The sequence below is a fragment of the Stenotrophomonas sp. Marseille-Q5258 genome, assembly GCF_946900935.1.
In the GTDB taxonomy this organism is placed as follows: domain Bacteria; phylum Pseudomonadota; class Gammaproteobacteria; order Xanthomonadales; family Xanthomonadaceae; genus Stenotrophomonas; species Stenotrophomonas nematodicola.
The window spans coordinates 112,298-130,876 of the sequence record NZ_CAMPPN010000012.1 but is presented as its reverse complement, the minus strand read 5'-3'; the positions used below and the strand labels follow the sequence as shown (position 1 = coordinate 130,876).

General features: G+C 69.1%; 19 protein-coding genes and 1 riboswitch. Of the genes, 15 read left to right on the top strand and 4 right to left on the bottom strand.

Annotated elements, in window-relative coordinates; all coding sequences use genetic code 11:
• Window positions 1-173: 173 nt before the first annotated feature.
• Window positions 174-1,100, bottom strand: coding sequence for a LysR family transcriptional regulator (locus tag OC534_RS10095; RefSeq protein ID WP_026070901.1), 927 nt, complete (start codon window positions 1,098-1,100; stop codon window positions 174-176).
• 138 nt (window positions 1,101-1,238) lie between these two features.
• Between OC534_RS10095 and OC534_RS10090 the strand changes: the two genes are divergently transcribed.
• From OC534_RS10090 to OC534_RS10080, 3 genes are all read left to right on the top strand, one after another.
• Window positions 1,239-1,508 (top strand): DUF2798 domain-containing protein, encoded by a 270-nt coding sequence (locus OC534_RS10090; RefSeq protein WP_017356872.1) that lies wholly within the window; start codon window positions 1,239-1,241, stop codon window positions 1,506-1,508.
• A gap of 73 nt (window positions 1,509-1,581) precedes the next feature.
• Entirely contained in the window at window positions 1,582-2,433 is an 852-nt protein-coding gene (gene purU / locus OC534_RS10085; RefSeq protein ID WP_026070900.1) for a formyltetrahydrofolate deformylase, read from the top strand.
• A 51-nt stretch (window positions 2,434-2,484) separates the two neighbouring features.
• On the top strand, window positions 2,485-2,652 hold the full coding sequence (locus OC534_RS10080) for a hypothetical protein (RefSeq protein WP_262071742.1): 168 nt from the start codon (window positions 2,485-2,487) through the stop codon (window positions 2,650-2,652).
• Between the two features lie 16 nt (window positions 2,653-2,668).
• Here OC534_RS10080 and pncA read toward each other — a convergent pair whose 3' ends face one another.
• From pncA to metE, 3 genes are all read right to left on the bottom strand, one after another.
• Entirely contained in the window at window positions 2,669-3,295 is a 627-nt protein-coding gene (pncA, locus tag OC534_RS10075; protein ID WP_166472476.1) for a bifunctional nicotinamidase/pyrazinamidase, read from the bottom strand.
• 51 nt (window positions 3,296-3,346) lie between these two features.
• A complete protein-coding gene (locus OC534_RS10070; protein ID WP_262071741.1) occupies window positions 3,347-4,036 on the bottom strand; it encodes an epoxyqueuosine reductase QueH in 690 nt (229 codons plus the stop codon).
• Window positions 4,037-4,106: 70 nt separating this feature from the next.
• Complete coding sequence (gene metE / locus OC534_RS10065; protein WP_262071740.1) at window positions 4,107-6,401, bottom strand: 5-methyltetrahydropteroyltriglutamate--homocysteine S-methyltransferase; 2,295 nt, start codon at window positions 6,399-6,401, stop codon at window positions 4,107-4,109.
• 213 nt (window positions 6,402-6,614) lie between these two features.
• Window positions 6,615-6,846, bottom strand: a riboswitch (cobalamin riboswitch).
• A gap of 170 nt (window positions 6,847-7,016) precedes the next feature.
• Between metE and OC534_RS10060 the strand changes: the two genes are divergently transcribed.
• The 12 genes from OC534_RS10060 to OC534_RS10005 all read left to right on the top strand — a co-directional run bounded on the left by OC534_RS10060 (window position 7,017) and on the right by OC534_RS10005 (window position 18,565).
• Window positions 7,017-7,793, top strand: a complete 777-nt coding sequence (locus OC534_RS10060; protein WP_017356866.1) for a hypothetical protein — start codon at window positions 7,017-7,019, stop codon at window positions 7,791-7,793.
• 70 nt (window positions 7,794-7,863) lie between these two features.
• Complete coding sequence (locus tag OC534_RS10055; RefSeq protein ID WP_262071739.1) at window positions 7,864-8,433, top strand: sigma-70 family RNA polymerase sigma factor; 570 nt, start codon at window positions 7,864-7,866, stop codon at window positions 8,431-8,433.
• Between the two features lie 20 nt (window positions 8,434-8,453).
• Window positions 8,454-9,203, top strand: coding sequence for an anti-sigma factor (locus tag OC534_RS10050; protein ID WP_229296574.1), 750 nt, complete (start codon window positions 8,454-8,456; stop codon window positions 9,201-9,203).
• Window positions 9,204-9,285: 82 nt separating this feature from the next.
• A complete protein-coding gene (locus OC534_RS10045) occupies window positions 9,286-10,245 on the top strand; it encodes an acyl-CoA desaturase (RefSeq protein ID WP_136006638.1) in 960 nt (319 codons plus the stop codon).
• A 1-nt stretch (window position 10,246) separates the two neighbouring features.
• Window positions 10,247-11,527 (top strand): FAD-dependent oxidoreductase, encoded by a 1,281-nt coding sequence (locus tag OC534_RS10040; RefSeq protein ID WP_136006640.1) that lies wholly within the window; start codon window positions 10,247-10,249, stop codon window positions 11,525-11,527.
• On the top strand, window positions 11,524-12,291 hold the full coding sequence (locus OC534_RS10035; RefSeq protein WP_136006642.1) for a DUF1365 domain-containing protein: 768 nt from the start codon (window positions 11,524-11,526) through the stop codon (window positions 12,289-12,291). The genes OC534_RS10040 and OC534_RS10035 overlap by 4 nt, the downstream gene beginning before the upstream one ends.
• On the top strand, window positions 12,288-13,544 hold the full coding sequence (locus OC534_RS10030; protein ID WP_262071738.1) for a class I SAM-dependent methyltransferase: 1,257 nt from the start codon (window positions 12,288-12,290) through the stop codon (window positions 13,542-13,544). Before OC534_RS10035 ends, OC534_RS10030 begins: the two co-directional genes overlap by 4 nt.
• 1 nt (window position 13,545) lies before the next feature.
• Window positions 13,546-14,103 carry a DUF2878 domain-containing protein gene (locus tag OC534_RS10025; protein ID WP_017357388.1) on the top strand — a complete coding sequence of 186 codons (558 nt, stop codon included), beginning with the start codon at window positions 13,546-13,548 and terminating at the stop codon, window positions 14,101-14,103.
• Window positions 14,100-14,891 carry a DUF1295 domain-containing protein gene (locus tag OC534_RS10020; protein ID WP_262071737.1) on the top strand — a complete coding sequence of 264 codons (792 nt, stop codon included), beginning with the start codon at window positions 14,100-14,102 and terminating at the stop codon, window positions 14,889-14,891. Before OC534_RS10025 ends, OC534_RS10020 begins: the two co-directional genes overlap by 4 nt.
• Window positions 14,888-15,961, top strand: coding sequence for a cyclopropane-fatty-acyl-phospholipid synthase family protein (locus OC534_RS10015; RefSeq protein WP_262071736.1), 1,074 nt, complete (start codon window positions 14,888-14,890; stop codon window positions 15,959-15,961). The genes OC534_RS10020 and OC534_RS10015 overlap by 4 nt, the downstream gene beginning before the upstream one ends.
• Before the next feature lie 66 nt (window positions 15,962-16,027).
• Window positions 16,028-16,525: a lipocalin family protein gene (locus OC534_RS10010; protein WP_229296577.1), complete on the top strand. Its 498-nt coding sequence runs from the start codon at window positions 16,028-16,030 to the stop codon at window positions 16,523-16,525.
• A 144-nt stretch (window positions 16,526-16,669) separates the two neighbouring features.
• On the top strand, window positions 16,670-18,565 hold the full coding sequence (locus OC534_RS10005) for a patatin-like phospholipase family protein (protein WP_287248439.1): 1,896 nt from the start codon (window positions 16,670-16,672) through the stop codon (window positions 18,563-18,565).
• Window positions 18,566-18,579: the final 14 nt, after the last annotated feature.

The following is an 18,579-nucleotide window of genomic DNA, read 5'->3' as shown; positions in this document are numbered from 1 at the left end:
CGATACGTTGATGTCGGCCATCAGAGTCACAGACGAGAGAATTCCCCTCGCGTAGAACGGCACGTGCGGCTCGCTTGCCGCGACATGCGTGAGGGGAAGGGACTGAAACACATCGCTCGATACTGCTCAGCCGTACTCTTCGCTGCCGGGGTTCTTCCGGCAGCGCCGGCCCCCTAGACCGTGTCCACCCGCCAGGCCTCGGGCAGCGCATCGAGCAGGGCCTGCATCAACGCCCGCACCTTGGGCGTGAGGTCGCGACGGTCGCTGACGCACAGGAACAGCCGCATCGGCTCGGGTGAGGTGCGGGCACCGTCGCCGGTGGCGAACAGCACCTGCAGTTCGCCACGCGACAGCCACGGCGCCGCCACGAACGCGGCCAACCGGGCAATGCCGCCGCCTGCGGCCGCCATCGCGGCCAGCGCATCGATGTCGTCGCAGACCAGCGCAGGGCGCATCCCGGCGTCGAACCGGATGCCGTCGCGCACGAAGCCCCACGGCAGCAGGCGCCCGTCCACCGGGTAGCGGAACACCAGACAGCGATGGTCGCGCAGCGCATCCGGCGTGGACGGGGTCCCTGCCTGCGCCAGGTACGAGGGCGCCGCGCAGACCACGAACGGGACCTGCGCGATGGGCCGCGCCACGATCCCGTCCACCAGTTGCTGTTCGATCCGCAGGCTGACATCCACGTCTTCGCGTGCGTGGTCCACTGCGCGGTCGGTGAGCAGCAGTTCGATCTCCAGCCGCGGATGGCGCGCCTGCAGGGCCGGCAGCAGCGGGGCCAGCACGTGCCGACCGAATGCAGCGGTACTGGCCACGCGCAGGCGGCCCTGCGGGGTCGCCTCCGGATCGGTCACGGCAGCCTGCGCCCGCTGCAGATCGCGCTCGATGTGGCGTACTTCGGCCAGGTACAGCGCGCCGCGTTCTGTCAACGCCAGCGTGCGGGTGGTGCGGTTGAACAGGCGCACGCCCAGGTGGGCTTCCAGCCGCGCAATGTTCTGCCCCACCGCCGCCGGGCTGATCCCGAGCGTACGCGCGGCGGCGGCCAGGCTGCCGGCGTCGGCGGTCCGGATGAAACTGCGGATTGACTGGAGAATGTTCATGATGGCGCCAATCAAGGCCGGTCATTGCAAAGATTGTCTTTATAAAGAGCCAATCCGTCGCGGTCTACCGGCCCCCCGCTGCCCTGACTATCGTGCCGGTCCCGCAACCGCCGGTTGCCCTTGATCGGATCGCTCCGCATGTCGCTCCCTCCGCAGACCCTGCCGGCCCGTCGCTGGAAGCTCGGCAGCCGCTCCACGCCCTACGTGTTCGCCTTCTTCATGGCCTCGATCATGGCGATGCTGATGTGCTTGGTGATCACCGCCGCCAACGCCGGGCTGGACGCGCACTATCCCGCCCGCGTGTTCGGTGCGTACCGGTTGGCCATGCCCACTGCGTTCTGCTGCATCTTGGTGGTGCGCCCGCTGGTGATGCGGCTGGTGGCACTGACCGTGCATCCGCCGCGTTGAACGCACCGCAGGCCAATGGTTGCAGCTGAGAGCAACCATCCCGCTACGGAGGGCGCTCACTTACACTGCCGTGATGCGCCCCGATTCCATCCTCACCCTGTCATGCCCGGACCGTACCGGGATCGTCTACCGCGTGTCCGGCCTGCTGTTCGAGCTGGGCTGCAACATCCTCGATGCCCAGCAGTTCGGCGACGAGGAGAGCGGCCGGTTCTTCCTGCGCGTGCATTTCGATCGCGCCGCCGAACGGTCGCTGGCAGACGTGGAAGCGCGCATGGCCACGCTGGGCAGCGAGTTCACGATGGACTGGCAACTGCACGATGCGCGTCGTCGGGCACGGCTGCTGGTGCTGGTCAGCAGGCAGGGGCATTGCCTCAACGACCTGCTGTTCCGTGCGCACAGCCGCCAGCTGCAGGTGGATATCGCGGCGGTGGCCTCCAACCACACCGACTTCGCCGCTCTCGCCGGCTCCTACGGTGTCCCGTTCCACCACCTGCCGGTGAACGCCGACAACCGCGCCGTGCAGGAGCAGCAGATCATTGACCTGGTCGAACGCGAGAAGATCGATCTGGTGGTACTGGCGCGGTACATGCAGATCCTGTCGCCGCGCCTGTGCCAGGCGCTGGCAGGGCGGGCGATCAACATCCATCACAGCTTCCTGCCCAGCTTCAAGGGCGCGCAGCCGTACCACCAGGCGCACGCACGCGGGGTCAAGATCATCGGTGCGACCGCGCACTATGTGACCGACGATCTGGACGAAGGTCCGATCATCGAACAGGACGTGGCGCGCGTGGACCACGCGATGACCCCGCGGGATCTGGTGCGGCTGGGCAGCGATACCGAGTCGCAGGTGCTGGCGCGCGCGGTACGGCGGCATGTCGAGCATCGCATCCTGCGCAATGGACACCGCACGGTGGTGTTCCGCTGATCGCGGTGGCCGGTGCTATGCTCCGGTCCCTGTCCTGCAATGGAGTGCGCGATGAATACCGATCCGATGGTGTGGGTGAAGCTGCTGGCCGTACTGGGTGCATGCGCGGTGGTGGTGGGCGGTTCGATCTGGTTGCTGGTGTGGGTGTTCCAGCGCAATGCACGGCTGGAAGCCGAGCGCCAGCGCAAGGCCGCCGCCAAGCAGCCGCCACAGGCCTGAGCCGGCGGCGTACCCCTCAGCGCAGCGTGATGCTGCTGGCCGCCAGCGCCGCGCGCGTGGCATCGTCGTTGGCGGCACTGACCGGGCGCGTCAGCGCCCACAGATAGCCCACGCGGAAGCCGGCGGCGGCCGCATCCTGTGCGGTCCACAGCACGCAGTAGTCGCGTGCCAGGCCGCACACATGCACCTCGGCGATACCGCGTTCGCGCAGCCAGCCGGCCAGCCCGGTGGGTGGCCGTTGGCCATCGGCGTCGTGGTTCTCCTGGAAGGCGCTGTACGAATCGACGTGGCGGTTGCGTCCCTTGCGCAGGATCATCGCCGCCGGCGTCCAGTCCACGCCGGCGTGCAATGCGGCGCCGGGCGTGCCCTGCACGCAGTGGTCCGGCCACAGCGTCTGCGGGTGGCCGTGCAGGGCAATCTGCTCGAACGGGGCGTGGCCGGGATGCTGGCTGGCAAACGACGCATGATCGGCCGGGTGCCAGTCCTGGGTCGCCACCACGGTGGCATAGCGGCCCTGTGCCAGCAGCGCGGCGATGTCCGCTACGATCGCATCGCCGTCTTCGCAGGGCAACGCGCCGCCGGGCATGAAGTCCGGCTGCAGATCGACCACGATCAGGGCGACATCGGTGGGAAAGCGGTTCATGGCAGCATCACGCAGGCGGGGCGTCCAGTCTAGCCGACGCCCCGGTGGCGGTCAGTCGTCGTCGCCCGGTCGCGATGTGCCGTCGCCGTAGTACAGCACCCCGATTCTGATCCGCTCGCGGCCGTTCTCGCGGCGGTGGCGGTTGGCATCGCGCAGCGAGTACACGCAGCCACAGTACTCCTGCTGGTAGAACTGCTCGCGCTTGCTGATCTCGATCATGCGCGCGGCGCCACCGCCCTTGCGCCAGTTGTAATCCCAGTACTGGATACCCGGGTAGTGCGCGGCGGCGCGGTGGCCACAGTCGTTGATCTGGTTCATGTCCTTCCAGCGCGAGATGCCCAGCGAACTGCTGATCACCTGGAAGCCGTGTTCGTGCGCGTACAGCGCCGTGCGCACAAAGCGCATGTCGAAACACATCGTGCAGCGGATGCCGCGCTCGGGCTCGTTCTCCATGCCGCGTGCGCGTGAAAACCAGTTGTCGGTGTCGTAGTCGGCATCGACGAACGGCACGCCGTGTTTCTCGGCAAAGCGGATGTTCTCCTGCTTGCGCAGTTCGTACTCCTTCACCGGGTGGATGTTGGGGTTGTAGAAGAAGATCGTGTAATCGATGCCCGAGGCGGTGATCGCCTCCATGACTTCGCCGGAGCACGGGGCGCAGCACGAATGCAGCAGCAGCCTGGTGTGGCCACCCGGCAGGGTGAGAGTGGGGCGGTCGATCGGGGGGGTGTGAGGCAGTGTCATGCGATGTCTCGTCGACCGCACCGCCGGCAACGGCGGCGGCGCGGTCTTTGGGGCCAGGCGTGGCGGTGGGTCAGGCGGCGTTGGCGTCGGCGCTTTCCTCGCGCAGCTGGCGCGCTGCGGCCACCAGTGCGTCGAGGGCGGCGCGGGTTTCCTTCCAGCCGCGTGTCTTGAGCCCGCAGTCCGGGTTGACCCAGATCTGCTCCGGACGCAGGACCTCGGCGGCCTTGCGCAGCAGCGCGAGCATCTCCTCCTTGTCCGGCACGCGCGGCGAATGGATGTCGTACACGCCCGGACCGATCTCGTTGGGGTACTGGAAGCGGACGAACGCATCCAGCAGCTCCATGCGCGACCGCGAGGTCTCGATGGAGATCACGTCGGCATCCATTGCGGCGACCGAATGGATGATGTCGTTGAACTCGGAGTAGCACATGTGGGTGTGGATCTGCGTCGCGTCGCGCACGCCGCTGGCGCTGATCCGGAACGCTTCCACCGCCCAGTCCAGGTACTCGCGCCACTGCGCGCGACGCAGCGGCAAGCCCTCGCGGATGGCCGGTTCGTCGATCTGGATCACACCGATGCCGGCCGCTTCCAGGTCCAGCACCTCATCGCGCAGGGCCAGCGCGATCTGCCGGCAGGTCGCGGCACGCGACTGGTCATCGCGCACGAACGACCACTGCAGCACCGTCACCGGGCCGGTCAGCATGCCTTTCATCGGCCGGTCGGTGAGCGACTGCGCGTACTGCGACCAGCGCACCGTCATCGGCTGGGGACGGGTCACATCGCCGTAGATCACCGGCGGTTTCACGCAGCGCGAACCGTAGCTCTGCACCCACCCGCTCCTGGTGAACGCGAAACCATCGAGCTGCTCGCCGAAGTACTCGACCATGTCGTTGCGCTCGAACTCGCCGTGCACCAGCACGTCCAGCCCGATCTGCTCCTGCACGCGCACGCAGTGTTCGGTCTGGGTGGCGAGGAAGGCATCGTAGTCGGCATCGGAGAGCTTGCCGGTCTTGTTGCGCGCACGCGCTTCACGCACCTCCAGGGTCTGTGGGAACGACCCGATGGTGGTGGTGGGGAAGCGCGGCAGCTTGAGGGCGGCCGCCTGCGCCAGGTGACGTTGCGGGTAGCGGCTGTGGCGCTGCGCATCGGCCGGGGTCAGCGCGGCCAGACGCGCGGCGACGGCCGGCTTGTGCACGCGCGGCGACTGCCGGCGCGACTCGATGCGGGCCCGTGCCTCGGCCAGCCCGGCCTCGGCATGCGCGGCGCCATCGATGGCGTCGGCGAGCAGGCGCAGCTCCTGCAGCTTCTGTCGTGCGAAGGCCAGCCAGCCGCGCAGCTCATCGTCGAGCCTGGTTTCCAGCGCGAGGTCCACCGGGCTGTGCAGCAGCGAGCACGACGGGGACAGCCACAGCCGGTCGCCCAGGTGGCCATGCGCGTAGCGCGCCAGCACCAGCGCGTTGTCCAGATGGGTACGCCAGATGTTGCGGCCGTTGACCAGGCCAGCTGACAGCACGCGGCCGGCCGGGAGTGCCTTGATCACCGCATCCAGCTGTTCCGGTGCGCGCACCAGGTCCACGTGCAGGCCATCGACGGGCAAAGAGGCCGCCAGCGGGAGGTTGTCGTCCAGCGCGCCGAAGTAGGTGGCCAGCAGCACCTTCGGGCGCGGCGCGGTGGCCAGCGTGGCGTAGGCATGCACGTAGGCGGCGCGTGCCGTCTCGTCCAGATCCTGCACCAGCAGCGGCTCGTCCAGCTGCACCCACTCGGCGCCGGCGTCCTTCAGGGCGCCAAGCAGCTCGACGTAGACCGGCAGCAGCGCGTCCAGCAGATCCAGCGCCGGGCTGCCATCCACGGTCTTGGACAGCAGCAGGAAGCTCACCGGGCCCAGCAGTACCGGCCGCGTCTGGATGCCCAGCGCGCGGGCTTCGCGATACTCGGCCAACGGCTTGTCGCCGCGTAGTGCGAAGCCCTGTCCAGCCTGCAGCTCGGGCACCAGGTAGTGGTAGTTGGTGTCGAACCACTTGGTCATTTCAAGCGCGTGCAGGTCGTGGCCATCGCGCTGCACGCCACGGGCCAGGGCGAAGTAGCCGGCCAGCGGGTCGGCATCGGCCAGCGCGCGGTAGCGCGCCGGAATCGCGTCGAACAGGAACGCGGCATCAAGCACCTGGTCGTAGAGGCTGAAGTCGTTGCTCGGCGGTACGTCCACCCCGGCCTCGCGCTGCAGCTGCCAATGGCGGGCGCGCAGCGCGCGGGCGGTGTCCTGCAGCGATTGCGCGCTGCTCTCGCCGGACCAGTACGCCTCCAGCGCGCGCTTGAGCTCGCGCTTGGCGCCGATGCGCGGAAAACCCAGGTTGGTAACGGTAGTCATTGGAACGTGTCCTCATTGCGTAGGGGCATTGAGGAACGAAGGAACCGCGCGCCGTCCACGCCATTGCTGCCGTGCCCGCCCCGCCAGCGACCTTCGCCCCCGCGGGCGAACCGGATGCCGCGAAGCGGACGCACGGGGGCGGCGCCATGCTGGCGGCATGGCGGCAGGCCCCGGCAACCTCCCCGCGGACGTTCCAGGTCGAATCGGGGAACGGTCGTGTTCCCCGGCCGGGGCCGGTATTCGGGCTGATGGACACGGGCGCGCACGCCCTCCTAGTACCTGCCGCTTCCCAGGCGGATGCCCAGTGCTGTTGGCAGGATTCGTTTCCATTCACCGCTGCGGGGCAGCTCCGGAATGGGCGCGCAAGGCGCCTTCACCGGATTCCCGTTTAAACCCATCCCTTCATCTGCATGAAGAGATGGATACCTTCGGCGAGCACAAGGTAGGCCGAAGGGGCGCGGTGGTCAAGGGGGGCCGGTTCGTCCTGGGTCGCGTCACGGGGCATCTGCCGGTCCAGCCAGAACGTGCTTCGGGAGTGGGGCAGGCGCGCCAGCCACTGCATCCATGACGCCGTTGCCTGCGTATCTCCCGATGACCCCCCCTGCGGAGCCGGACATGCGCCGAACCCTTCTTCCCTCGCTGCTGCTGGTGCTGATCCCGGCGCTGCCAGCCGCTGCCCAGCAGGTGCAGCGCCAGGAAGGCCGTGCCTACGCGCCCGCCGGCGGGCGCCTGCTGTACCGCGAGACCCATTGGCTGCAGGGCCCGCCCGAGGCGCGCTCGCGGCTGGTGCTGTACCGCTGCGCGGACGGACGCGCCTTCGCGCGCAAATGGATGACCCCGCAGGGCAGTGCGCAGACCCCGGACTTCGCGTTCGAAGATGCGCGCAACGGCTACCAGGAAGGCCTGCAGGGCAGCGCCACCGCCCGCACCGTGTACGTGCGTGAGGACGCGCAGGCCGAACGCGTGAGCCGTACCATCGCGATTCCGTCCGACGCGGTGGTCGATGCCGGGTTCGACGCGGCCGTGCTCAAGCACTGGGACGCCCTCCAGGGCGGGCGCAGCGTGGCTTTCCAGTTCCTGCTGCCCAGCCGCCAGCGGCTGGTGCCATTGAAGCTGCAGCGCAGCGGTGCGGTCACCTGGCAGGGCCAGCCGGCCGAGCAGCTGCAGATGCGCCTGGATGCCTGGTTCGGCTTCGCCGTGCCGGCGGTGACCCTGATCTACGCGCGCGCCACACCCCGCCTCCTGCAGTTCTCCGGCACCGGCAACGTGCGTGATGAACACGGGCGCTACCCCCAGGTGCGCGTCGAGTTTGCCGAGGCGCCGGTCGCGGCAACGCTGGCCGAGCTGGCCTCCGCGCGGCAGCAACCGCTGGTGTCCGCATGTGCCGGATGAGTGCCCCCTTGCGCGGCAGGCGCGCAGCGACGACGATGCCGGCTGTTCCCCCGACGACATTGAGCCTGCGATGCCCGAGCTGGACACTGCCGATACCGGTGCCTCGCGGCGCCTCGATGAGCTGCTCGTCCAGGTCGCCACCGGCGACCGCCAGGCGTTTGAATCGGTTTACCAGTTGGCCTCCGGCCGTCTCTTCGCGATCTGCCTGCACATATTGCGCGACCGCGGCGATGCCGAGGACGTGCTGCAGGACGCCTTCGTCACGATGTGGCACAAGGCCGCGCAGTTTGACCGCGCCAAGGCCTCAGCCATGACCTGGCTCTCCACGCTGGCCCGCAACCGCGCCATCGATCGCCTGCGCGCCGCACCGCCGCGCCCGCTGGACGATCTGTCGGTGGCCGAAGAGATTCCCGATTTCGCGCCGCAGCCGGCGCAGGCGGCCGAGCACGCCTCCGATCGCGAGCGCCTGGACGATTGCCTGGACACGCTGGAGCCTCGCCGGCGTTCGCTGATCCGGCTGGCCTTCCTGGATGGGGCGAGCTATGACGAACTGGCGCGCCGGATCGGTGCGCCGCTGGGATCGGTGAAAAGCTGGATCCGCCGTGGGCTGGGCCAACTACGGGTGTGCCTGGAACGATGAACGTCCGCGATCTCCACGATATGCCTCATGACGCCGAACCACCCGGCGCGGACATCCTGGCCGGTGAATACGTGCTCGGGGTGCTCGATGCCGCCCAGCGCGCCGAGGTGGAACAGCGCATCGCCCGTGATCCGGGCTTTGCGCGCCTGGTCAGCCAGTGGGAAAACCGGCTGGCGCCGCTGCTCGACTCACTCGGCACCGAGGCCGTCCCGGCCCACCTGTGGCCGCGTATCCGCACCTCGCTGGGCTGGCCGTCGGTGGGCGCCACACCGCGCGCCTGGCAGCGCACCGGCTTCTGGCAGGGCATGACGGCGCTGGCAGCGGTGGTCGCGCTGGTGGCGGTCCTTGCCCGCCGCGACGTGGTACCGGTGGCACCGGTAGCGCCGCCGGTGGCGGTCACCCCGACCACGCCGGCCGAGCCGGAACAGGCCACCCGGCCGGTCACGCCGCTGCTGCACGACGACGGTTCCCCTGGCTGGCTGGCCTCGGTCGACAAGGCCCACGGCAAAGTGTTGATGGTGCCGGTCCCGGCGCCGGCCGACGCCGCCGGGCGCGCGCCCGAGCTGTGGCTGATCCCGGCGGGCGGTGCACCGCGTTCGCTGGGCCTGGTCTCGATCAACCGCGCCCACACCGTGGCGGTACCGGACATGCTGCGTGATGCGCTGGTGAACGGTTCGGTGCTGGCGATCACGCTGGAACCGTCCGGCGGCGCCCCGCAGGGCATCCCGACCGGCCCGGTCATCGCCAAGGGCGACATCGCCAACCTCTAAGGTGCACTTTATTTCCGGATACGTGCATCCGGAAGGCCGCTGTTCCCGTATCTCCTGACAAGCACGCCAGGAGATGCGCGATATGTCGGCCGGACCCGCCCCTGCAACAGGACGCACCGCCCGCCGGGGCCTTTGGCCCACGGTGCGGCGCTGGTTTGATACCGGTGCCGACACGACGGTGGCGCCCGAAGCCGCGCAGCGCGTGGACTGGCTGCGCGCGATCCCGTTCGCGGCGATGCACCTGGCCTGCGTGGCGGTGTTGTGGGTGGGCGTGTCCTGGATCGCGGTCGGGGTCGCGGTGGCGCTGTATGCCGTGCGCATGTTCGCGATCACCGCCTTCTACCACCGCTACTTCGCGCACCGCACCTTCCGGACCTCGCGCGCGGTGCAGTTCGCGTTCGCCGTGATCGGCGCGGCCAGCGTGCAGCGGGGCCCGCTTTGGTGGGCCGCGCACCATCGGCACCACCATCGCCATACCGATACCCCGGCCGATCCGCACTCGCCGCGTGTGCACGGCTTCTGGTGGAGCCACATGGGCTGGTTCCTCACCCCCGAAGGGTTCCGCACCGACTTCGCGCGCATCCCGGACCTGGCGAAATATCCCGAACTGCGCTGGCTGGACCGCTTCGACACTCTGGTGCCGATCGTGTTGGCCGCCGCGTTGTTCGGCCTGGGGGCCGTGCTCGAGCGCATCGCGCCGTCGTGGGGCACCAGCGGCGGCCAGATGCTGGTGTGGGGCTTCTTCATCTCCACGGTGGTGCTGTTCCACGCCACGGTGACCATCAACTCGCTGGCGCACCGCTTCGGCCGGCGCCGCTTCGCCACCGCCGACGACAGCCGCAACAACCTGTGGCTGGCACTGCTGACCTTCGGTGAAGGCTGGCACAACAACCATCACTTCTTCCCGGGCACAGTGCGCCAGGGCTTCTACTGGTGGGAAGTGGACATCACCTGGTACGGCCTGCGCGTGATGGGCTGGCTGGGCCTGGTACGCGATCTCAAACCGGTGCCGGCGTGGGTGCTGGCCAAGGCGGAGAACTGACATGCGCATCGCCGTGATCGGATCGGGCATCGCCGGCCTTGCGAGCGCCTGGTGGCTGTCGCAGCGCCACGAGGTGACCCTGTTCGAAGCCAACGACTACCTCGGCGGGCACACCCACACCCATACGGTGGAGGTGGACGGGCGCACGCAGGCGGTGGACACCGGGTTCATCGTGTTCAACCCGCTGCACTATCCCCTGCTTACCGCGCTGTTCGAGCAGCTCAACGTGGCGACGCGGGCGACCACCATGAGTTTTTCCGTGCACAGCGAGCGCAGCGGGCTGGAGTACAACGCCACCTCGCTGGATGCGCTGTTCTGCCAGCGCCGCAACCTGGTCTCGCCGCGCTTCTGGGGCATGCTGCGCGATCTGCGGCGCTTCTACCGCGAGGCACCGGCGCTGCTGCAGAGCGACGGGGACGGGCCATCGCTCGGTGAATACCTGCAGGACGGTGGCTACGGACGCGCCTTTGTGGACGAGCACCTGCTGCCGATGGCCTCGGCGCTCTGGTCGGCGCCCACGGCGGCGCTGGCCGCGTTCCCGGCACGCTACCTGGTGCAGTTCATGGCCAACCACCAGATGCTGCAGGTCAGTGGCCGTGCGCCGTGGCGGGTGGTGGAGGGCGGGTCGGCCCGCTACATCGACGCGATGCGGCGCCGCTGGCAGGTCCGGGAGCGTCTGGAGTGCCGGGTATACGGCGTGGAACGTCACGCGCAGGGCGTCCGCGTGCACAGTGCGGCCGGGCTGGAAGGGTTTGACCAGCTGGTGCTGGCCTGCCACAGCGACCAGGCGCTGGCGATGCTGTCCGATGCCGATCCGACCGAACGTGCCGTGCTCGGGGCGATCCGCTATCAGCCCAACGAGGTGGTCCTGCATACCGACGCCCGGCTGCTGCCCACGCACCGCAAGGCGTGGGCCGCCTGGAACGCCCACGTGCCGGCGTCGCCGACGGCACCGTGCACGGTCAGCTACTGCATGAACCTGCTGCAGGGCATCGACACGCCCACGCCGCTGGTGGTCACGCTCAACCGCAGCGAGGCGATCGACCCGGCCAAGGTGCTGCGCCGCCTGCAGTACTCGCACCCCGTGCACGACCACGCGATGGTGCGCGCGCAGGGGCGCTGGGCCGAGGTACAGGGCCGGCGCCGGACCTGGTTCGCCGGCGCTTACTGGGGCTGGGGCTTCCATGAGGACGGCATCCGCAGCGCGCGCCGTGTGGTGGATGCGCTGGACGCACTGGATGCCGACGCGTACTGGCCGTTGTCCGAGGCGGTGTCGGCATGAGCGCCAGCGCGATCTACCGCGGCCGCATGCGGCATCGCCGCCACCTGCCACAGGCCCACGCGTTCGGCTACCCGGTGGCGCAGCTGCTGCTGGATCTGGATGAGCTGGACCAGGTGTTCCGTGGCCGCTGGCTGTGGTCGGTGGGCCGCCGCAACCTGGCCGAATTCCGCCGCAGCGACTACCTCGGCGACCCGGCCGTGCCGCTGGCCGAGGCCGTGCGCGCGCGGGTGACCGAGGCGCTCGGCCGCGCGCCGGCCGGACCGGTCCGCCTGCTCGCGCACCTGCGCTATGGCGGCCACGTGTTCAACCCGGTCAGCTTCTACTACTGCTACGCCGCCGACGGCACCACGCTGGAGTGCATCGTCGCGGAGATCACCAACACGCCCTGGAAAGAGCGGCACGCCTACGTGCTGCCGGTGGCCGCCGCCGATGCCCACGGCCGCGCGCTGGCATGGGAGTTCGACAAGCAGTTCCACGTCTCGCCCTTCATGCCGATGGACTGCCGCTACCGCTGGCGCTTCACCGCGCCGGGTGAGGATCTGCACGTGCACATGCAGGTCTGGCGCGAGGGTGCGCGCCAGTTCGATGCCGATCTGGTGCTGCAGCGCCAGCCGCTGGACCGCCGCGGCCTCGCCGGCGTCCTGCTGCGCTACCCGCTGATGACCCTGCAGGTGGTCGCGGCCATCCACTGGCAGGCGCTGCGCCTGTGGCTCAAGCGCACCCCCGTCCACGACCACCCTTCGCTTGCTGGAAAACGCCCATGAACGACATGACCCGGCCACGCCTGCCCGCCCTGCCCACCGCGCTGGAACGCTTCCTGCGCGATCGCCTGGTGTCCCAGCTGGCGCCGCTGCGCGGTGGCAGCCTGCACCTGCGCGATGCCGCCGGCGATGTGATGCTGGGCGATCCGACGGCAACGCTGCGCGTTACCGTGTGGGTGGACGATCCGGCGTTCTACCGCGCGGTGGCCGCGCAGGGCAGCGTCGGCGCCGGCGAGGCCTACATCCGGGGCGACTGGCGCTGCAGCGACCTGGTCGCGCTGGTGCAGCTGCTGGTGCGCAACCGCGACCTGCTCGACAGCATGGAGCGCGGCGTGGCGCGTGTCGGTGGTTGGCTGCTGAAGGGCTGGAACCGCCTGCGCCGCAACACCCGCGAAGGCAGCCGGCGCAACATCGCCGCGCACTACGACCTCGGCAACCCGTTCTTCTCGCTGTTCCTGTCCGAGGACCTGATGTATTCCTCGGCGCTGTACGCCAGCACCGAGGACACGCTGGAGGCAGCCTCGCAGCGCAAACTCGCGCGCATCTGTGAACAGCTGCAGCTCACCGCCGATGATCGCGTCATCGAGATCGGCACCGGCTGGGGCGGTTTCGCGCTGTATGCGGCGCGCGAGATCGGCTGCCATGTCACCACCACCACCATTTCCGTCGAGCAGTACACGCTGGCCAAGGCGCGGGTGGAAGCCGCCGGCCTGCAGGACAGGGTGACCCTGCTGCTCAAGGACTACCGTGACCTGGAGGGCCAGTACGACAAGCTGGTCTCCATCGAGATGATCGAGGCGATCGGCGCACAGTACCTGGACACGTACTTCGCCACGCTCACCCGCCTGCTCAACCCCGACGGTCTGGCGCTGCTGCAGGCCATCACTATCGAGGACCAGCGCTACGAACAGGCCCGCCGCAGCGTGGACTACATCAAGCGCTTCGTGTTCCCCGGGAGCTTCATTCCGTCGATCAACGCGATCGTCGCTGCCAAGACCCGCAGCAGCGACCTGCAGCTGATCGGTCAGCACGATTTCGGGCCGTCCTATGCGCTGACGCTGCGGGCCTGGCGGCACCGCTTCCTTGCCCAGCTGCCCGCCGTGCGCGCGCAGGGCTTCGATGCGCGTTTCATCCGGATGTGGGAGTTCTACCTGGCCTATTGCGAAGGCGGCTTCCTGGAGCGCTCGATCGGCGTGTCGCACCTGCTGATGGCGCGCCCCGGCTACCGGCCTGCGCTGATCGCCGGGGAGGGCTGAAGTGCTGCGCTTCTGGTCCAACGTGATTGGCAACCAGCTGGTGTGGTTGTGCGCAGTGGTCGGCGCCGGCCGCGGGTTGTGGTGGCCGGCATTGCTGGCAGCCGCCGCATACGTGGCCAGCCAGCTGGCGTGGTCGCCGCGGCCATCGGTCGAGATGAAGCTGATGGGCGTGGCGATCGGCTGCGGGCTGGTGGTCGATGGCCTGGCGGGTGGTACCGGGCGCGTGGTGTACGCCGCCGGCAACGATGCGGCATGGCTGGCTCCGCCGTGGATTCTCGCGCTGTGGGCCGCCTTCGCCATGACGCTGACGGTGTCCTTCGCCGTGCTGCAGCGGCACCTGCGCGTGGCCGCACTGGTGGGGCTGCTGCTGGCACCGCTGGCGTATCTGTCGGCTGCGCGCGGCTGGTCCTCGGTGGTATTCACCGCGCCGCCGTGGCACGGCGTGGCAGTGCTGGGCCTTGGCTGGGCGGTCGCCCTGCCGCTGCTGGCCGCGTGCGCGCGCCACTGGCAACGCCCGGTGGACCCGATCAACACCCTCGCTGCGGGAGAGACACGATGAAGATGCTGTGGGTGATCTGGCTGTATGCCGCGGTGATCATGACGTGGGGCTGGTGGTGGCAGCGCCGCCACGAGAATATCGGCGTGGTCGACGTCCTGTGGGCCAAGGGTGTCGGTGCATCGGCGCTGCTGCTTGCCCTGCTCGGCACGGGTGCGTCGACACCGCGGTTCGCCCTCGCTGCCCTTGGCGGCCTGTGGGGAACGCGGCTGGCGCTGCACCTGTGGCGCCGCGTCCGCAGCGAACCCGAGGACGGCCGCTACCGGCATCTGCGGCAGTATTGGAACGGCCATCAGGGCAAGATCTTCGGCTTCTTCCAGTTCCAGGCACTGCTGATCGTGCTGTTCGCGCTGCCCTTCGTGGCGGTGTCGGTCGCCCCGGCCACGCACGTCGGCTGGCTGATCGCAGCGGCCGCGGTGTGGCTGCTGAGCGTGGGCGGCGAGGCGCTCGCCGATCGCCAGCTGGCGCGCTTCCGCGCCGATCCGGCCAACAAGGGGACGACCTGCCGCCAGGGTCTGTGGCGCTACTCGCGGCATCCCAACTATTTCTTCGAATGGCTGCACTGGTTCACCTACGTGCTGCTGGCCGTGCACTCGCCGCTGTGGTGGCTGGCGTGGTCCGGTCCGCTGGTGATGTACGTGTTCCTGCGCTGGGTCAGCGGCATTCCCTTCACCGAGGCGCAGGCGCTGCGCAGCCGTGGCGAGGACTACCGCCACTACCAGCGCACCACCCCGATGCTGTTCCCGTGGTTCCCCTCCCGCTCTTCCTCCCGCAAGGAGATGTCATCGTGAATGCCGCCAGTGAACCGTTGCCCCTGCCGGACTATGCCCCCGGCCTGACCGGCCTGGCCGAACGCGGCCTGCTGCCCGACGCGCTGCTGCGCCTGGGCATCCGCCGCCAATGCGAGCAGCGCCTGCGCGACGAACTCGCCGAGGGCCAGCAGGCCCAGTCGCAGCGCTTCGCCGCCCGCATCGCCGGGCTGGCCAGCAGCGCGGTGGCCCTGCACGTGGATGCAGCCAATCGCCAGCACTACGAGGTTCCGGCGGACTTCTTCCATCACTGCCTGGGCAAACGCCTGAAGTACAGCAGCTGCTACTACGCCACCGGCCACGAGACGCTGGATGAAGCCGAAGAGGCGATGCTGGCGCTGTATGGCGAGCGCGCGCAGCTCGCCGACGGCCAGCGCATCCTCGAGCTCGGCTGCGGTTGGGGCTCGCTGACCCTGTGGATGGCCGAGCGCTACCCCGGCGCGCGGATCACCGCGGTCTCCAACTCCAACAGCCAGCGCGAGTACATCCTGGGGCAGTGCCGGGCGCGGGGGCTGGCCAACGTCACCGTCCTTACCCGCGACGTCAACCATCTCACCCTGGAGGCGGGCAGCTTCGACCGCTGCGTGTCCATCGAGATGTTCGAGCACATGCGCAACTACCCGCAGCTGCTGCAGCGCATCCACGGCTGGCTCACCCCGCAGGGCAAGCTGTTCGTGCACATCTTCGTGCACCGCACGCTGATGTACCCGTTCGAGACGGACGGCGACGACAACTGGATGGGCCGGCACTTCTTCACCGGTGGCCTGATGCCTGCCGCCGACACGCTGCTGTTCTTCCAGCAGCACCTGCACCTGCAACAGCGCTGGCTGCTCGATGGCACCCACTACCAGCGCACCGCCAACCACTGGTTGGCCAACCAGGACCGCGAGAAGGACGCGGTGATGGCCGTGCTGCGCCAGTGCTACGGCGACGCTGCGGCCCCGCTGTGGCACCAGCGCTGGCGCATGTTCTGGATGGCCTGTGCGGAGCTGTTCGGCTACCAGCAGGGCCAGCAGTGGCAGGTGGCGCACTACCTGTTCGATCGCTCCTGATCCCCCACGCCTGCCGAGGACGCCGTCATGACGATTCGTGCTTTCATCCCGCTGCTGGTCACCGGCATGCTGCTGGGCGGTTGCGGCGGCAATACCCGCCCCATTCCCCCGGTGGCGCAGGTCGACGTGCCACGCTTCATGGGCGACTGGTATGTGATTGCGCATATCCCGAGCCGGCCCGAGCGCGAGGCCTACGATGCGGTGGAATCCTATGCGCTGCGACCGGACGGCCGCATCCAGACCACCTTCCGCTACCGCAAGGGCAGCTTCGACGCACCGGTGAAAACCATGCATCCGATCGGTACGGTCAAGGAAGGCACCGGCGGGGCGGTCTGGGGCATGCAGTTCATCTGGCCGATCCAGGCCGAGTACGTGATCGTGTACCTGGATCCGGACTACCAGCAGACGATTGTCGGCCGCAGCAAGCGCGACTATGTCTGGCTGATGTCGCGTACCCCGACCCTCTCCGATGCCGACTACCAGAAGGCCATGACACGCATCGCCGCGCTTGGCTATGACCTGTCCCAGGTAAGGCGCGTGCCGCAGTCCGGCGCGGCCGAATAGGCCGATCCGTGGCCGGTTTCTCAGGCCCTGAGAAGCCCGCAGGCGATACTGTCGTCATCGATCTCCCGATACGGCGGCCCCTCCGGGCCATGTACGGGGACGGTGCGCGGATCGGCTGCGCACCGGCGGACAGAGGACGGCAGCGTGGCGGACAGGTATTGCGATCTGGTCATGAAGGGCGGCATCACCAGCGGCATCGTGTATCCCAACGCGGTGCTGTCGCTGGCCCGGCAGTACCGTTTCAAAAACATCGGCGGCACCTCGGCAGGCGCCATCGCCGCGGCGGTGGCGGCGGCGGCCGCGCTGGGCGACCGCCGGCGCCATGCCGGCCAGGCGGTGGAGGCGCAGGTCGGTTTTCCGGGCCTGGCCACGGTATCGGCCGAGCTGTCGCGGCGTGGCTTCATTTACAGCCTGTTCCAGCCCGCGCACGGTGCGCGCACCGCCTACCGGTTGCTGGTGATGCTCACCGGCAAGTCCAGCCTGCCGCGCAAGATCGCCTGCCTGCTCGCGGCGGTGTTCGCGATCGCGCCGCTGGAGCTGCTGGCCACGCTGGTGGGGCTGCTCGGCATCGGCTGGTTGGCCGGTGGCGTGGACGGTGTCTGGGCCACGCTGCTGCCGTCGCTGCTGTGCGCCTACGGTGCCGGCGTACTCGCCTCGGCCCTGCGCGTGGCGCGGGTCGCGCGGCGCAACCTGCTGGGCCTGTGCAGCGGCGCCACCCAGGCCGATGCATCGACGCCGGCGCTCACCGACTGGCTGCATGCCCGCCTGCAGGCGCTGGCTGGCCTGCCGGCCGACCGGCCGCTGACTTTCGGTGACCTGCACCAGGCACCGCGCTATGCCGGCGAGCCGGCCGGCGCGCACGCGATCAGCCTGCAGATGATCACCACCTGCGTTTCGCATACCGAGCCGCGCACGTTGCCGTTCAGCGCTGCGCACTTCTGGTTCGTGCGCGAGGAGTTCCTGCAGCTGTTCCCGGCCAGTGTCGTGGACTGGCTGGTGGCGCAGGCCGGGGCGCCGCAGCGCGTGGACGGGCGCGACTACTACCGGCTGGTCGATGGCGAGCAGTTGCCGGTGCTGGTGGCCACCCGGATGAGCCTGAGCTTTCCGCTGCTGATCAGTGCGGTGCCGTTGCACGAGCCGGCGCGTCGTGAGCGCCGCTGCGAGCCGGCAGCGGCGCCCACGCCCGGGCGCGACAGCAGCAATGTGGCCGACAGCATGGAAGGGCTGACCAGTGGCGGGCAGAACTGTGGCCCGGTCATCACCGCGTTCCGGGTCTGCTGGTTCTCCGATGGCGGGATCAGCAGCAACTTCCCCATCCATCTGTTCGACGCCGCGCTGCCGCGCTGGCCCACCTTCGGCATCAACCTGGTGTATCCGCGCCACGCCGATGCCGTCCTCCTGTCCGATGCCGAGGGGCAGGGCGAACAGGCGCAGATCGAGCGGGCGGTGTTCCTGCCCACCGAGAACCGTCAGGGCTGGCAGCGCAGCTACCAGTCCATCGCCAAGCCGCTGGCCGCGGCGGAGATGTCCGGTTTTCTGTTCTCGATCGTCTCCACCATGCAGAACTGGCGCGATGTGCTGCAGGCGCGTGCGCCGGGCTATCGCGATCGCATCGTGCACGTTTCGCTGCACGGCGACGAAGGCGGCATGAATCTGGACATGCCGCAGGACGTGCTCAGCCGCATCGCCGCCAAGGGCAGCGTGGCCGGTGAGCGATTCTGTGACTTCTCCTTCGCCAACCACTACTGGATCCGCTGGCGCAACCTGGCCTCGGCCTACCAGCGCTACACCCTGGAGATCGCGCGCACCGACGATCCCGCGCAGCGCGTGGCTGCGTGGCACGATGCGTACGAGAGCGTGGCCAGCGGCGAACCGCCGCCGCCGTCCTACCGGTTGGGTTCGGAGGACAAGCGACGCGAATCGCAGCAGCTGTGGCACCACATGGTCGAGCAGGGCCAGCGCTGGGACGACCTCGGCCCGGACCTCACCGACGGCGCGCCTCGCCCCCTGCCGCAGATGAAGGTCACCCCGATCTATTGAGCCCGGAGAAACCG

Coding starts and splice junctions, on each gene's coding strand:
- OC534_RS10050 (WP_229296574.1), top strand. CDS start 8,454: ATGCCTCATGACGCCGAACCACCCGGCGCGGACATCCTGGCCGGTGAA.
- metE (WP_262071740.1), bottom strand. CDS start 6,401: ATGACTACCGTTACCAACCTGGGTTTTCCGCGCATCGGCGCCAAGCGC.
- OC534_RS10090 (WP_017356872.1), top strand. CDS start 1,239: ATGTCGCTCCCTCCGCAGACCCTGCCGGCCCGTCGCTGGAAGCTCGGC.
- OC534_RS10030 (WP_262071738.1), top strand. CDS start 12,288: ATGAACGACATGACCCGGCCACGCCTGCCCGCCCTGCCCACCGCGCTG.
- OC534_RS10010 (WP_229296577.1), top strand. CDS start 16,028: ATGCTGCTGGGCGGTTGCGGCGGCAATACCCGCCCCATTCCCCCGGTG.
- OC534_RS10095 (WP_026070901.1), bottom strand. CDS start 1,100: ATGAACATTCTCCAGTCAATCCGCAGTTTCATCCGGACCGCCGACGCC.
- purU (WP_026070900.1), top strand. CDS start 1,582: ATGCGCCCCGATTCCATCCTCACCCTGTCATGCCCGGACCGTACCGGG.
- OC534_RS10020 (WP_262071737.1), top strand. CDS start 14,100: ATGAAGATGCTGTGGGTGATCTGGCTGTATGCCGCGGTGATCATGACG.
- OC534_RS10080 (WP_262071742.1), top strand. CDS start 2,485: ATGAATACCGATCCGATGGTGTGGGTGAAGCTGCTGGCCGTACTGGGT.
- pncA (WP_166472476.1), bottom strand. CDS start 3,295: ATGAACCGCTTTCCCACCGATGTCGCCCTGATCGTGGTCGATCTGCAG.
- OC534_RS10040 (WP_136006640.1), top strand. CDS start 10,247: ATGCGCATCGCCGTGATCGGATCGGGCATCGCCGGCCTTGCGAGCGCC.
- OC534_RS10070 (WP_262071741.1), bottom strand. CDS start 4,036: ATGACACTGCCTCACACCCCCCCGATCGACCGCCCCACTCTCACCCTG.
- OC534_RS10045 (WP_136006638.1), top strand. CDS start 9,286: ATGTCGGCCGGACCCGCCCCTGCAACAGGACGCACCGCCCGCCGGGGC.
- OC534_RS10060 (WP_017356866.1), top strand. CDS start 7,017: ATGCGCCGAACCCTTCTTCCCTCGCTGCTGCTGGTGCTGATCCCGGCG.
- OC534_RS10055 (WP_262071739.1), top strand. CDS start 7,864: ATGCCCGAGCTGGACACTGCCGATACCGGTGCCTCGCGGCGCCTCGAT.
- OC534_RS10035 (WP_136006642.1), top strand. CDS start 11,524: ATGAGCGCCAGCGCGATCTACCGCGGCCGCATGCGGCATCGCCGCCAC.